Genomic DNA, 14,769 nt, shown 5'->3' with positions numbered 1-14,769 from the left:
AGTGACACTCCTTAAATTATTGATCTGAGTCTAGTAATGAATTCATGTTGTTTTCTGTATTATCTATATGATTTTACTTCTATTACCGCAGTTTGTCAAGTTTCAGAATGTATAATTAATGGTCTGGCGGTGAGAATAAAACTTGGGTTTGCTTGACAAAAACTTGGGTTTGATACTTGTGAACTTGGGTTTGATTTTGCTTGGAGTGCTCTGATGTACGGAATATCGTCGTTTATGGATAGACTGCAAAACTTGGGTTTGCTTGACAAAAACTTGGGTTTGGTATATAAAAAGTCTTGGAATAATAGAGTCTTTTGGCACCGGAATAGGTGAAGCCAAGCAGTCTCTTGATGATAACGGCTCTCCTCAGCTGTATTATAAAACCTTTTCAGAATCAGATAATGTAACATCAGTTGTTATCCCTGTTAATGAAGAGTTTCTCATGCTAAAATCAGGAGGTTTGTCTGTGGTTGACCCTGAGCCTGTATCTGATACAAATCTTATCAGAGAAAAGATTTTAAAGTCTGGTTTTTCAGAGAAAACAGTAAAAAATCTCATTGAAATATATGAAAATTTACAGGATACGGTATTCGGAAATTCAGATATAATGCAGTTGCTGGATTGTTCACAGACGACAGCTACATCTTATATCAAAAAATTGAATAATGATCTTAAACTGATAAAAGCTGTATCCGGATTTGGAAAAGGTAAATATTGTTTTACGAAAATGTAAATATATCACAAATATAAAATATGCCAGGAATTTGCATGAGATTATAAAAACAAACGGCAGAAACCAGTTCTGTAAGTACAGCTGGTTTTTTCCTAGCATAAAAGCGGAACTTTGGCAATCTATTATAGCGAGAATCACGCATTTACGCCCTCGGTGCGCTATGGAAAAAAAAGCACGCCGACGGCGTGCTTTTTATTTCAGGCCCCATATGTAACTGTATTCGTATCAAAGTTTATCGTTATACTTTCAGTATGCTGATGATTCCAGTCTCCGTTTGATGAAATGATGTAAATTGTTCCGCGGCCGTTTTCTTTGCCGGCTGCACCGGTTCTTGGTCTTATGGTATCATTGGTGTATCCGTGGTCATCAGGTTTGAAATACCATTCTTTAAAAGCCTTTACTTCTTTGTTCTCATTATCGGCATTGTATTTTTCAAGATCAAATGAAGCAACAGCGAGTTTTTCGGCTTCACTTTGTATTTCTGCAATGCCTTTATCGTCTGTGGTTAAATCCAGAGTCAGCATTGGAGATGCCTGCAGGAATCCCGGAAAGTACCAAAGATTATAGTAAGTTAATGTTTCCGGGAGTTTATCAGGGAGCAGATCAGTTTTAGTTCCGCCGGCTTTTTCTATATAGAGTTTTGAAAACTTATACTGTGAAGGGGAAAAACTGTTTATCGTAGGAATCTGAAGAGTAAAAATTATTGAGAAAAAGAAGATAAATCCGGCAGCTAATGGCGTCAGAACGGTAAAGATCACTTCGTCTGATACAGGACGTATTTTAACAGCAGATTCTTCAGATGTGATGCAGCCATTGTATTTCCGTATTCTTCTGATATTTCTGTAAATTCTGAATGCAAAAAAGGCAGTGATTAAAAAGAAGTGGAATCCAGTGTGCAAACCTGTAAGCAAAACGACGATAAACCATGAGACGATGCAAACAGCGTATATGCAGATCCTTATTGTTATTACTTTTTTGTTTACAGCGACAGTGTGCTCCATAGTACTTCCTCCTCAAATATTGTATTTGGAATTCCCTGATATTATGATATCACAAATGAATGTGAATGTCAATAAAAATATATCGAAAAACAATAAAATATTTTTGGCGTACAATAATTATTGACGTATCAGTTTGTACATTTGAAGAAGATGCGGACGCTGAAAGCGTACCATTGAAAAAAGCACGCCGGAGGCGTGCTTTTAGTGTTTAAGAATATGAAAGAATTATCCTCCGATTTCCTGTACAAGAATATCCGTAAGAACAGAATAATCAAGATACTGTATACCATATTCACCGGTATAGATCCTGTCAGATAATTTGCTGGTATAATAAATATCCATAGCTTTTTCAGAAGAAATATTTTTACGTTCAGCGAGACAGAAGATTATTCTTTCTTCAAGACGCTCTCTGTAAAAGTTTTCGAATTCTCTGTCTGTCATAAACTCACCTCTGTATAACCAGTATAAGTCAGCATTGCATCAATTGCTTCTTGCGTAACAAATGAGATCTGATCATATGATTCGTAGATGCGGATTTCCTTGATAGCTCTCTCTTTGTCCCATATGCCTTGCTGGTACATATCTACGACTCTGAAAACTTTGTCATCTGCAACTTTTCCTTTGATTACATCAAATTCTTTATAGCATTCAGATCCGTTGCGGCATTCACATACAAAATCGATCCAGCTATCGAGATCATCTCCAAAATCTTTGATCTTAAAACCAGACTTTTCGGTTATATCAAAAATATTGACGATACCATGAGTGTTTTTTCTAAGAATAGCTTTTCGTCTTGCCCATCGTTCGGCCTGGATTTTAACACTTGTTACGTAGAATCCACAACCAAAATCAAGTCGTTTTCCAGAATGTAGTATATCCGGTTTATCGATAATGATATCAGAACCATGATAAACGATCATATAACTTCACCTCTTGTAGTGACAAATTCAATAACATCTTCTGCCACCTGATTTGAACTGAGAGTATGAAGTACGTCATATAACGGAACAAGATATTCTTTGATACAGCCAGTTTTATTCAGTATCGAGTATACTTTTGATGGAGACATATTTTTGATATTTGCTATTTGATTAATGATATAGATAACGAATTCAGTTGTTTCTCTGTTCATGTATTTCATCTCCTAGTATGTTTTTCGTTCATTTTAATTATACTATTTTTCAGTTAAGAAATCTATACATGTAAAAGCATTTATTTTCAAGAAGGTTAAAATGCTTGACATCAAAAAAAAAAATAGTACAATATATACATTGTTGCATTCTGATAATGAAAAAATAATTTATGGAGGAAAATAAATTGAAGAAGAACATTATTTTAGCTTTAATAATGGCAGCAAGTATGACAGCAACTATGACGAGTTGCGGAAAAACAGGTGAAGAAGTGTCTAACGGAACAGAACAGTCTTCATATAATGAGGCTATGGGAATAATCGATTCAGAAGTAACTGGCGCAGTAGTTACGCCTCATGATGTAATTGCTCCGGAAGCTCTTGATATAGAGCCAACTCAGGAGATTCTCGATGCTGATATTGATTCGTGCAAGATTCAGTTGGGCAACAAAGTATATACTCTTCCTGTAACACTTCAGACATTGTTAGATGATGGAGCAACAATTACTAATGGTGTTAATCCAATCAATGACGTAGTAGATGCGGCTAACAATGCTCTCGGGAGCCATCGTGGGATAACAGTTGCTTTTTCCGTGGATAGTATGTTGTATGAAGGATCTTTTTGGAACTACTTTGAAGAAAAAAAGCAGGCTAAAGATTGCTTTTTATGTGATACTAGCAGTAGTAACCTCACAAATAGAGTGATATACGCTAAAGGTATTAGAATAGGTTCATCTATAGATGAATTAAAATCAGCATGGGGAGAACCAACAATAGATGATCTCAATGAGTATTACTATTACGACGAGTATAGTTATCTCGATGATGGAAAATATGATGCTACTGGCCAAAAATATTCATATAAAATTCTAATCGACTTAGAAAAACAAACAATAACAGATATAGTTTATTATATGGATTATGATTATTACAATGGAAATGTAGAAAACTTAGTTGATGATAATGAATCATCAGAAACTTCTGCAGAGAAATCTGAATCGGAATCACCAAAAGCTGACGAAGAATCAACCGAAACATCCGCAACAGACGAGTAAACTCTCTCTAAACATAAAATAATGGTTCAGGCAAAAGGGCACAAGCGTGCCCTTTTTAAAGTAGTACGCTGAAAGCGTACCATTGAATAAAGCACGCCGGCGGCGTGCTTTATTTGTTATTCATCGCATTAATAATACTGTCGATATTAGCCTCTGTCAGATACCCGGAAGATATTTTCTTTTGTCTTTCAGACTCACAAATTTCGGATGGGTTCCATTCTTTACGATCTGTTTTATAGAATCAACGCTGTACGGTATCTGAGACAGGCTTTCTCTGGTGACGAAAACATAATAGTTGTCTGTATTCTGAATCGCTTTGGCAAATTCATGTGATGTCAGAAAACTTGTACTTTCTTCTACGAAAACGATGCTTTTGTGAGTGCTTTCAAGAATAGTCTCCCATCTGTTGCCTTCCAGTACAATGCACGGATAGTCACATTTAAGTGTAACACCGCTTGCTTTGCCTTCCCAGGAGAACATTCTTACCATATTTATAAGCTTTGTTTTTCCGGTACCGCTGTCACCGGTTATAATGGTGATATTCCTTTCAAGATCAAGCTTAAAAGTGATGTGTCTGTTTTTTACAGTCAGAGATACTTTACCCTTCATTATCATTACCTCTCAGATAGTGATGGGAAAGCATGAGCAGTTCAACAGGGTCTGTAATAACTTTCCGTTTGCCTTCATTTATGACTTTTACAGCGAAATCATTGCCGAAATTCATGAAATGATGGAGTGTTACTTTTATATCACGGTTCTCAGCAAGTTCTAAAATGTACTTTGCGCAGTTGTCACCGCAGTTTGATATATTGAATATCATTTTCGGAAGATTTTTCATTAGAAGAAGAGTTTTTACACCGGCCGAAAGCTCAGTTGATCCGAAAGTACCGAAAATATTATTTTTTATTACATCAGGAGCGATAACTTCCGAGTCATCGATATCACGGATGATCTTACGCGCAAAATCGTCCATGATCCATTCCTTGTCGTACTGATTTGCGTAATACATAGCTGTGTTGTATATCTCATCCTGATGCTTTCCGAAATATATTTTCAGCATAGATCTTCCTCCGTTCAGAATAACTTAACATTCAATATAATTTTATCACATCTGTGACTCAATTGCAAACGGAGCACATAAGTAGTGTGTATCAGGACCTGTATGTAACTGTATTCGTATCAAGATTTATCGTTATACTTTCTGTATTCTTAAAATCAGTTTTTCATTTTCCCTATGACGGTTGTCAGCAGTATCAGTGACACGCCCATCATTATTGCTTCAGTCACGGGCTGTGCCCACAGCATTCCGTTGAATCCGAATATGCTGTTTAAAAGCAGCAGGAGAGGAATGTAGAGTATGAGCTGGCGGATGAGTGTGATCCCGAAAGCGTACTGCGGTTTTCCCATTGCCTGAAATGACATGCGGCACATGGAAACTGTACCGACGAACGGCAGTATGAACATCATGCATCGGAGTACGTGAGCACCGGTGTTTATTACTTCTTCCGAATCGGTGAATATTCCGATGAGGAATGGTGCAGAAACGCAGTAGAGCAGCATGAGGAAGAGTTCAGTTCCGGTCACGGTCATGACACCGGCTTTCAGCACCTTCTTCATTCTGTCAGGATTGCCGGCACCGTAGTTGTAACCCATGATTGGCTGCGTGCCGGAGGCAAATCCCTGGTAAACGTAATTTCCGAGAGAAAGTACTTTCTGGGCGATTCCGGTTGCCGTTACGGTCAGCTCACTGTAGCTTACAGCGAGGTTATTGTGTACCGTATATGCCGCAGATGTCAGAAGTGTTTCCAGTGATGCCGGAACGCCGACCCAGAATATCTCGCGGAGTATTTCCTTTGTCGGTCTGATCTGAGAAATAGAAGGTTTCAGCAGGGTTCGGCCTTTTATGTAGTAGAGAACTGAAAAGCCGAATCCGGCGGCATTGCTTATAACAGTTGCGAGCGCAGCGCCTCTGATCTGCATATCAAGAGCAAAAATAAGCAACGGATCGAGTATGATGTTCATAATGGTTCCAGCTATCATTCCCGTCATTGAATACCTGACCGAACCTTCACTTCGAAGCAGGGCTCCTGTCGTGTAGCTTCCCATTGTAAAGAAACTTCCTGAAAGTATCACCTGTACGTACTGCTTTGTATAGAGAAATGTGTTTTCCTTTGCACCGAGCAGGGTAATGAGCGACGGAAGAAAAATCAGTCCAAACGCAGTTACGGCCAGACTGTTTATGAAAGTAAGGGTAAATGCTGAAGTAAGAGTATGAGCGGCTTTTTCCTTATCGCCTGAACCGAGACATCGTGCGATAAATGAAGATGCGCCCGTACCGATCATATTTGATATCGCGACAGTTACCATCATGACCGGATAGGACAGATTCACCGCCGCCATCTGGTAGTCATCTCCGGTAAGTCCGATGAAATATGTATCCACCAGATTGTAAAGCACCATGATGAACATACCGAATATCAGCGGAACGCTCATTTTGACCACAGCCTTTGCAGGTGCTTCTTTGCTAAGCGTGTAAATTCGTTTGTCTTCTTTGGTTTCCATTTTGTGCTGAAGTGACACTCCTTAAATTATTGATCTGAGTCTAGTAATGAATTCATGTTGTTCCCTTAACAATCAATATAATTTTATCACATCTGCGCCTGAATTGCAAAGGAAGTAAAATAATTGACTAAATGAGAATTTCATTATGAAATTGCGGTCAGAACAGAAAAAAATATATCGACTTTTTCTATCAGGTGTGGTATAATATATTTTATCGTTTATTGATTAATTTAAAGGTTAAAGGGGTTAAGAAAGTATGAGATCATCAGAAAATTTAAGGAAAAAAATCGTTCTTATCGCAGCCGCAGCATCTTTTGCGTTTGCAGGTTCAGGCATGGTTTACGCTGAGGATATGACCTGGGAGGAAAAGCAGAATGCAGCACACAAGGACGAGCTTGTGAAGTCGCTTTCTGAAGAGACAAAGCGCGGAGATATCAACGGTGACGGAATCATCAACGTGTTTGACGTGATGAGATACAAGAGCGGTATACTTGAAGGAAACTATTTTGTGTCGAGGGATGACATTGACCGTGACGGTTCAGTGAACGGAAATGATATCACAGAGGTAAAGAAGGATATCCTTAAGAAATCAAAGATCTGGATGTACAATACCATGCCGAAGATGGATGGTTCAACATCAGCAATTCCGCTGGAGGCCGGATTCAAGTCAAAGATGCTCGGGTTAAACTACCGGGATGCAAAGCTTCTTGTTGAACACCACAAGACACATGAGTCATTCAGTATGCTTCTTTCAGGGGAAAATGATCTTATTTTTACTGTGCCGATTTCCGAGGAACAGTACAAGGCGGCTGAGACTGCAGGGGTGAAGCTTAATTTTGTACCTGTTGCAAAGGAAGGCTTCGTATTCGTCGTAAACAAAAACAATCCTGTGGATTCACTTACAAGTGCTCAGATAAGAGACATCTATTCCGGAAAGATAACAAACTGGAAGGAAGTCGGCGGAAACGATGAAAAGATCATTCCGTACCAGAGAAACAAGGATTCAGGCAGCCAGAATTACATGACCGAATTCATGGAGGGATATGACCTTATGGATCCTCCGAAAGATTTTGTCCGGGGAGAAATGTCTACTCTTATGGATTCCATCGCATTTTATGATAATGCAGTAAATGCCATTGGTTATTCAGTGTACTCATATGCTGCCCAGATGTATGAAAACTCATCTGACACAAAATTTATCGCTGTTGATGGTATAAAGCCTTCGAAGGAAACGATGGCGGACGGAACCTATCCGCTTTTAAGCAGCACATCGATCGTGTATACAGACAAGGCTTCACAGAATACAAAGGATTTTGCAGACTGGGCTGTGTCGGAGGAAGGTCAGAAATGTGTAATGGACAGCGGCTATATTCCTCTGAAGGATATGGAATATCCGGAAAATATGAAGCTTTATTCCGCAAAGGGAACCGGCAAAGAGAAGCCGGCGGATTATAAACCAGCTGAAAAATATTCGCATTCTTCCAAAAGTGTACATCCGGAACAGAAAGGAAACAGAGACGACAAAGAACTGTATAAGGAAGACTGCCTGATAGATTTCCTCAAAGATAAAGACTTTGAGAAACAGATCAATAAAGATTTAGACGATATCGTATTCCAGGGCAAAGATAAGCTTAACGATAAATGGAGAATGCATGTCGAAGTAATTAACGGGTTTATGAATATAACCTTTTATGAATATGATTTTAAGAAAAACGACACCACGCTCTTCCCTGACAGTATTATCACTTTAAATTATGACCTGAAAAACAAACGGAGAATAGAAAAGTTTTCTGATCTGTTCTATAAGGACAATGATTTTACCGGCAGGCTTAATGACATTGCAGGTAAAAGAATTTCCAGGTACGCAGATACTGCCAAATATTTGAAAAATGATTTCATTGGTCTGCTTGGAGAATGTGATCAGTTTAGGCTGTATACTGTTGTTATCAGTAAAGAAGCTCCTTATTTTGACAGAGATACAGAGATCTTTTTTGATGAATCAGATGTTTTTACCGACGATATGGTTACTGGTGAGTACTTTGATAACAGTGAAGTAGTTGATATAGATAATACTTCCGATGTCTTTTACAATGAATGGAACTCCAAACTTGTGAGGGGCGATGACGGTGAAGCACATACAGTGCTCAGTTCAAGATACCATACGGATGAGGAAGTTGCCGAAAAGAACAGGATATATGAAAAAGTTTATGAACAGGCAAAAGCACTCAGGGCTAACGATGAACAGGTTCTTTCGTATCTTGAAAGGAATCCGTCAATGAAAATGAGTGATGTACTGATAAATCTTTATTATCCAATGCTGGATAAGAGTAATCGGGAGCGCTATAAAACCTATGATCTGATAACCATTCATTTTAGACATTATGATGGAACTCCGAGTCCGTACAGGTTTGACCCGTATACAGGCGATCCGGTAATGATATCTGATATTTTAGGCGAAAAATTTAAAAAGTATGACGGATATGAATATAACATTTCCAGCATAGATTTCAAAAACAATACTGTAACACTATATAAGTACGGTTATTCAGAAATTGTCGAAGAAAAAATAGATCCTGATGAGATAAATCATAAGTATACCTGGATAATGGAGGCTGAAGCAGAAAACAATTCAGACAAAACCGGCGAACAGACCCCTGGAAAGGTCACTCCGGAAAAAACCGACGGAACTGAAAATGGAATGATACTTGCAAGGGGCAGGGATGACGTTTATGGTTACACTTCTGCCTATGTTCTGGAAAACGGAGAAAAGGAAACTCAGTGGAAGATAGAAGGAGACTGGTTTGTCAGAGTAACACGCACCTGCACATCACACGGTAAGAAATGGTATGAATGCTATGACGTTGATGACGGTGACTACTACGGCTGGATATCGGAAGATGACTACATCCATAAATCCATTCACTTCCTCTATGAAGAATACGAAAAGCCGCTTAAGGGTATCGCTCTTGGCGGAACTAAGAAAGATGTGAAAGGCTATACCACTGAATCAGTTCTCGTAAAGGAAAAACTGGAAGATGTTCAGTGGCCGATCGAGGGTGACTGGAATGTTGTCATAAAGCGCGGATGCATTCTGGGCGACTGGGTGTACGAATGCTACGATGCCGATGACGGCGACTATTACGGCTGGATCAAAGCTTCAGATCTGAAAATCGAGAAATAAACCGGAAAATCTTAATACAGCAAAACAGCCTGTCCTGCTTACGGTAAAATGCAGGACAGGCTGTTTTTTATTTGGAATGTTTTTTCCGGTATTCCGAAGGAGTACATCCTGTCATCTTTTTGAACTGTCTCATGAAATGCACGTCGCTTTCGTATCCGCATTCAGCGGCGACAGCTGAAACCGTGCTGTTTGAAGTGGTGAGCATGTCGCAGGCAAGCCTTATCTTGCTTTCTATTACATCGTTTATGCATGTTATTCCGAATGTCTGGCGATAGAGAAGCTGGAAATACGAGCGGCTGAGATTTACCTGGCTGCAGATTGAATCAACAGTCCATTTTTCGCCCGGACGGCTGTGAATGTTTTTCCTTATTTCGATCAGCTTGTCGTAGTATGGAGGCTTGATCGAAAGTTCATCCGTTTTTATCTCATTTCCGAGAACTGTGAACAGGGAGGAGGTATAATGTTCAAGAAGCTCCTGCTTGTGGTTCCCGAGATTGTAGTACTCGTTCAGGATGATGTTCAGCAGCGGGTCGGTCTTTATACACGCCGAAAGCCCGTACAGAGTATTCGTATTTATGTGGTAAGGTATGACAGTATCAGAACGGCTGTCGCACTTTATGATTATTCTGTCGTAGATGAGCACTTCTCCGGTAGCGTAGATGCTGTAATCTGTTTTTTCATTGATGATGATGAACGACATTCTGAATTTGCGTGTAAACTGTTCTCCGAACCGGAATACCGCAGGAGACTTTAGAATATAAAGTGCGATGGTGTTTTCAGGTGTCCGGAATGAACGCCTGTAAAACTCATCCTGATGGCAGTTGAAGTTGATATCGGTAATTACCATGTGATCTCCTTTTTATACTGTTATCTGATCAGAACAATTGATCAGATATGAAATATCATCCTTTGACCGCGCCGGAAGTTATGCTTTCAGTCAGTGAACGCTGCGAACAGAAAAAGACTGTAAGCGAAGGAATTACAGCGAACAGTGCTGAAGCAAGTACCCGGTTGTACTGAAATCCGCTTTCCGCATCCATTGCCAGACGAATAAATACTGACAGTGGATATTTTGAAGGTGTGTTCACGTAGAGCAGAGGTCCCATAAAGTCATTTGAAGTCCATATAAACTGGAAGACGGCACAGCTCACAAGCGCCGGTTTAAGTACAGGTGCTATAATGTAAACGAGTATCTGAAATGATGAGCATCCGTCGATCCTTGCGGCATCATCGAGTTCTTTCGGGACGCCTTTCAGAAACTGCACCAGCAGAAATACAAAGTACGAGTCGAAAGCAAATACCGAAGGTATGACGAGTGCGGAATAGAGCGGCGAATCAACGAGTCCGAGCCTGCTGAACAGTATGAACTGAGGTATGGCCATAACGGCATCAGGAAGGAACATTGTACCTATAAGCAGCGCAAACAGGAATTTTTTCATCGGAAAACTGAACCTTCCGAATCCGTATGCGGTAAGCATGCTTGAAATGACTGTGAACAGTACTTTGGGTATAAGAAAAGTAAAAGTGTTAAGCAATGCCTTTATACAGTTTATATTTCCTCCGTAGTTTTCTGTAAGTGCGAGATATCCGTCCGGAACCGGCTCCTTTATGAGCAGTGAGATACCGGAAGATATTTCGCTGTTTGTTTTGAAAGTGGCTGATACCATCCACAGAAGGGGATATATCATCACCGTTCCCGTCAGGATAAGGATCGCATACAGGAGAAAAGTATGTATGTTTGTCTTTTTTTTCATAGCTCCTCCTCGTCACCGTAGAATACCCACAGCTTCTGCGTTGCAAAGACGGCGGTTATCATGACAGTCAGAATGATGAAGAACACCCATGTAAGCGCACATGAAAGACCGAGATCGTGCATAGGGAAGGCCGTATTGTAGATCAGCAGTGATACAAGAGTTGTAGAGCCGCGCGGCCCGCCCTGTGTTATTACAAACGGAGCGTTGAATTCCTGCATTGCAAGTCCGAACTGTGTGATCAGATTAAAAAATATCACCGGAGAGACAAAGGGAAGTGTGACCGAAACGAATTTTCTGATCCTGCCTGCTCCGTCAAGTTCAGCGGCTTCGTAAAGTTCACCGGGAACGGAGCGAAGAGCGGCAAGGAAAACGACCATCGAAGATCCGAACTGCCATATTCTCAGAAGTGAAATTACGAACATTGCGCTTCCTTTCGCCGAAAGCCAGTTTACGGCCGGCAGACCGAGTGCGGAAAGAAGAGCGTTTGCAGTCCCGTCATCCCTGAAAATGGCTTTCCACAGGAGTGCGACAGCAACAGAACTTCCGAGAACTGACGGAATGTAGAAAACTGTTCTGAAAAAAGCCATTCCTTTTATGCTGTGACTGAGAAGAGCTGCGACCGCAAATGCAGTGATCAGTCTCAGCGGAACAGTTATCAGCGTATATTTCAGAGTTACCGCAAAAGATGACAGTGTGTTGATATCGCTGAATATCTTTCTGTAATTCATAAGTCCCCATTCCTGTGCCCTTCCGAAAAAGCTGCTGTCGGAAAAGCTGCAGACAAGTGAAAAAACAGCGGGGAAAACACGCAGTATGATAAATCCGGCAAGCCAGAGCAGAACGAAATTGAATCCCTCACGTTCCTGTTTTCTGATAAGGCCGTCTTTTCCGGGATCACGCTTCATCGTTATCCCTCCTGCCGGTCATGTTATCGTTTACTATTTCAGAATAAGCCATCATGAAGGCACCGACTCCCTTCGGGTCATCAGCGACGATGAGCTCTGAAAAATAGTATTCCGGACTGCCGTTGCGCTGTCTGCCGGGACCAAGACCGGCCGAGCAGCATATGTCCGTAAGGGTAAGACCGTCGTCTCCGGTTTTGAATTTTTCCTTTACAACGCTTTCAAATATCCTGCGGCTCAGATCTGCGTAGGAGCGGTCAACAGGGAAGCCAAGATGAACACTTTTCATGAGTGCATATGCGATCATGAGTGAGCCGGAGGTTTCGGTGTAGTTTCTTTCGTCTTCGGGCAGATCCACGACCTGATAGAAAAGCCCTGATCCGCTGTCGGAATATTTCGTTACACCCTCAGCTGCTTCGCAGAAAAGATCTGTTAAGAGTTTTACGCATTCGCTGTCACTGTCACCGACTGCATCTGCTGTGTCAACCAGGGCCATCAGATACCATCCTATAGCTCTGAGCCAGAATCCGCGCGATCTTCCGCTCTCGCTGTCAGCCCACGGCTGTACACGCGCCGAGTCGTAGCCGTGGCAGTAGAGCTTTTTCGAGTTGTTGAACATGGTGCTCCTTGCGTTGCGGAACTGCTGCATTATGTCACTGTAGTCACCGTCGCCGAAAAGCCGAATGCATGAAGCGTAGAACGGCTGCACCATGTAAAGGCCGTCAAGCCATACCTGATCAGGGTATATTGATTTATGAATGAAACTGCCTTCGCTTGTCCGCGGATAAACTTTTATTTTATCAAGCAGAAACATTATTGCGTTTTTGTATTTTTCTGCCCCGGTCATTTTGTATGCAAAAAGCAGCGAACGGCCGGAGTTGAAACTGTCAGTGCTGTGTTTGCAGTGATCGAAATTGAGGATTATGCCCTCTTCCGAGATCACTGATGAAAGATAGCTGAAAACAAAGTCTCTGTATTTCCTTTCACCTGTAGCGTAATAAAGTTTTATACATCCTGTAAGAATGCATCCGTCTTCATAATTCCAGTAATCCTTGAAATTTTTATAATTGCTGATATATCTGTCTGTATATTCGGAAATAGTCATAATACCTTCCTTACTCTCTTCCGAGAACGTCCTTTACACCTTCTGAAATAATGCGGGCGGTCTTTTCAGCTGTATATTCGCCGTAGCTGAGTCCGCTGAATGCATCGAAGTAAACGCCTTCCGGACTTACCTTGAGTTTCGGGTCTTCAAAATTAATATCGAGTGAGTAGTCTGCCCAGTCAAGTACTTTTTCGTTCGCTTTCATTTCAATACCGTTCAGGAGTCCGGCTGCACTGCATGCCTTGTGTGCGTTTTTGTTCAGCGGTATGCCTCGTTCCACTCCCATAAGTACTGTTCCTTCCGGATCGTTCAGTATAAAATCAAGAAATTCAGCGCATTCTTCAGGATGTTCAGCCTTCTTCGAAACAGCGAACGCCACTGATATTTTTGAATAGCCGCCCTTGTATTTTCCGAAGTCCGGAAAATAGTCTCCGACAACAAAATCATCGGTGTTTTCAAGAGCTTTCTGATATTTGGAGGCCGCTGAATCCCATTCAAATATTCCGGCATATTCTCCGTTCATCCATTTCGGCGAACGGTCAAATGTAACTGCTCCGTCTCCGGATATACCGGCTACAGACGGGATCACATGTGCTTCTTCCAGAGAAGCGATAAACTCTACGCCTTTCTGTATCTCATCTTCTGTATAGTTTAGTTTTCCGTCAAGTATCCATGGTTTTCCGTAAACTGAAGCAAGATAGTATACCATGAGCATCATACGGTCGTATTCTGCCAGAGCGAGCGGATAATAGTCGTCTCCGAGCTTTTCACGGAACACTTCTCCGGCTTTGAAGAGATCGTCAAGAGTTTTCGGAACATCAAGTCCCGCTTTGTTAAACACAGACCTGTTCCAGTAGAATATTCGGCCTGTGACTGAAACAGGAACCGCTCTCAGTTCTCCGTCAAATGTGCAGGCAGCGAGATCTGACGCACTGTATCCGCTGAGGTCTATATGGTCAGAAAGGGTGTTTAAATCAAGAAAAAGGCCGCTGCCACTGTCGAAAACGTCAAGCCAGTTCCAGTTTATCTGTATTACATCAGTCTGTGTTCCGGCGTAGAACGCTGATGTCATGGAATCTTCCCAGCCGTCCCAGGCGCCGAATTTTACATCTATTTTAATATCTTTGTGTTTTTCTTCAAAGGATCTGACTGCTTTCATGGTTGCTTCGTGGCGTGACTGTCCGCCCCACCATGAAAACGAGATCTTTTTCTGCTTTGTGTCTGATCCTGAACATCCGGAAGAGAATGCAGCGAGGAACACAGCCGAAATGAGTGCCGTGCAGCGAAGTATACATCTTTTTAAGGCCATATTCCTGATCCCCCCTTTTCCGAAAAAATGACCCCGAT

15 protein-coding genes are annotated in these 14,769 nt (G+C 41.3%); 3 read left to right on the top strand and 12 right to left on the bottom strand.

Annotation, left to right across the window (positions count from 1 at the left end):
• Positions 1-466 precede the first annotated feature (466 nt).
• Complete coding sequence (locus CC97_RS20450; protein WP_044973743.1) at positions 467-733, top strand: hypothetical protein; 267 nt, start codon at positions 467-469, stop codon at positions 731-733.
• A 197-nt stretch (positions 734-930) separates the two neighbouring features.
• Here CC97_RS20450 and CC97_RS03540 read toward each other — a convergent pair whose 3' ends face one another.
• From CC97_RS03540 to CC97_RS03525, 4 genes are all read right to left on the bottom strand, one after another.
• Positions 931-1,734, bottom strand: coding sequence for a hypothetical protein (locus tag CC97_RS03540; protein ID WP_044973742.1), 804 nt, complete (start codon positions 1,732-1,734; stop codon positions 931-933).
• Between the two features lie 225 nt (positions 1,735-1,959).
• Positions 1,960-2,175: a hypothetical protein gene (locus CC97_RS03535; RefSeq protein ID WP_044973741.1), complete on the bottom strand. Its 216-nt coding sequence runs from the start codon at positions 2,173-2,175 to the stop codon at positions 1,960-1,962.
• Positions 2,172-2,654, bottom strand: coding sequence for a DUF3990 domain-containing protein (locus tag CC97_RS03530; RefSeq protein WP_044973740.1), 483 nt, complete (start codon positions 2,652-2,654; stop codon positions 2,172-2,174). Before CC97_RS03530 ends, CC97_RS03535 begins: the two co-directional genes overlap by 4 nt.
• The gene (locus CC97_RS03525) at positions 2,651-2,866 is read right to left on the bottom strand and encodes a DUF3791 domain-containing protein (RefSeq protein ID WP_044973739.1); all 216 of its coding nucleotides are present in this window, start codon (positions 2,864-2,866) and stop codon (positions 2,651-2,653) included. Before CC97_RS03525 ends, CC97_RS03530 begins: the two co-directional genes overlap by 4 nt.
• 185 nt (positions 2,867-3,051) lie before the next feature.
• Between CC97_RS03525 and CC97_RS03520 the strand changes: the two genes are divergently transcribed.
• A complete protein-coding gene (locus CC97_RS03520) occupies positions 3,052-3,918 on the top strand; it encodes a hypothetical protein (RefSeq protein WP_156036751.1) in 867 nt (288 codons plus the stop codon).
• Positions 3,919-4,074: 156 nt separating this feature from the next.
• Here CC97_RS03520 and CC97_RS03515 read toward each other — a convergent pair whose 3' ends face one another.
• The 3 genes from CC97_RS03515 to CC97_RS03505 all read right to left on the bottom strand — a co-directional run bounded on the left by CC97_RS03515 (position 4,075) and on the right by CC97_RS03505 (position 6,480).
• Complete coding sequence (locus CC97_RS03515; RefSeq protein ID WP_044973737.1) at positions 4,075-4,527, bottom strand: hypothetical protein; 453 nt, start codon at positions 4,525-4,527, stop codon at positions 4,075-4,077.
• Complete coding sequence (locus CC97_RS03510) at positions 4,517-4,978, bottom strand: DUF4869 domain-containing protein (RefSeq protein ID WP_044973736.1); 462 nt, start codon at positions 4,976-4,978, stop codon at positions 4,517-4,519. Before CC97_RS03510 ends, CC97_RS03515 begins: the two co-directional genes overlap by 11 nt.
• 155 nt (positions 4,979-5,133) lie before the next feature.
• The gene (locus CC97_RS03505; protein ID WP_044973735.1) at positions 5,134-6,480 is read right to left on the bottom strand and encodes an MATE family efflux transporter; all 1,347 of its coding nucleotides are present in this window, start codon (positions 6,478-6,480) and stop codon (positions 5,134-5,136) included.
• Positions 6,481-6,736: 256 nt separating this feature from the next.
• Here CC97_RS03505 and CC97_RS18545 point away from each other — a divergent pair, with 256 nt between their 5' ends.
• Positions 6,737-9,661: a substrate-binding domain-containing protein gene (locus CC97_RS18545; protein ID WP_049962665.1), complete on the top strand. Its 2,925-nt coding sequence runs from the start codon at positions 6,737-6,739 to the stop codon at positions 9,659-9,661.
• A 67-nt stretch (positions 9,662-9,728) separates the two neighbouring features.
• On the opposite strand, the gene CC97_RS18540 is transcribed toward CC97_RS18545, so the two are convergent.
• From CC97_RS18540 to CC97_RS03475, 5 genes are read right to left on the bottom strand one after another with little or no spacing between them, the layout of a single operon-like run.
• Positions 9,729-10,508: an AraC family transcriptional regulator gene (locus CC97_RS18540; protein WP_049962664.1), complete on the bottom strand. Its 780-nt coding sequence runs from the start codon at positions 10,506-10,508 to the stop codon at positions 9,729-9,731.
• A 55-nt stretch (positions 10,509-10,563) separates the two neighbouring features.
• Positions 10,564-11,415: a carbohydrate ABC transporter permease gene (locus tag CC97_RS03490; protein ID WP_044973734.1), complete on the bottom strand. Its 852-nt coding sequence runs from the start codon at positions 11,413-11,415 to the stop codon at positions 10,564-10,566.
• A complete protein-coding gene (locus tag CC97_RS03485; RefSeq protein WP_044973733.1) occupies positions 11,412-12,320 on the bottom strand; it encodes a sugar ABC transporter permease in 909 nt (302 codons plus the stop codon). Before CC97_RS03485 ends, CC97_RS03490 begins: the two co-directional genes overlap by 4 nt.
• Positions 12,310-13,422 (bottom strand): glycoside hydrolase family 88 protein, encoded by a 1,113-nt coding sequence (locus tag CC97_RS03480; RefSeq protein WP_044973732.1) that lies wholly within the window; start codon positions 13,420-13,422, stop codon positions 12,310-12,312. The genes CC97_RS03485 and CC97_RS03480 overlap by 11 nt, the downstream gene beginning before the upstream one ends.
• A gap of 10 nt (positions 13,423-13,432) precedes the next feature.
• Positions 13,433-14,731, bottom strand: coding sequence for an ABC transporter substrate-binding protein (locus tag CC97_RS03475; protein WP_049962663.1), 1,299 nt, complete (start codon positions 14,729-14,731; stop codon positions 13,433-13,435).
• Positions 14,732-14,769: the final 38 nt, after the last annotated feature.

This window comes from Ruminococcus sp. HUN007 (genome assembly GCF_000712055.1).
GTDB lineage: Bacteria > Bacillota > Clostridia > Oscillospirales > Ruminococcaceae > HUN007.
Note: the sequence above shows the minus strand (reverse complement) of the source record. Positions and strands in the feature narration are given on the sequence as shown.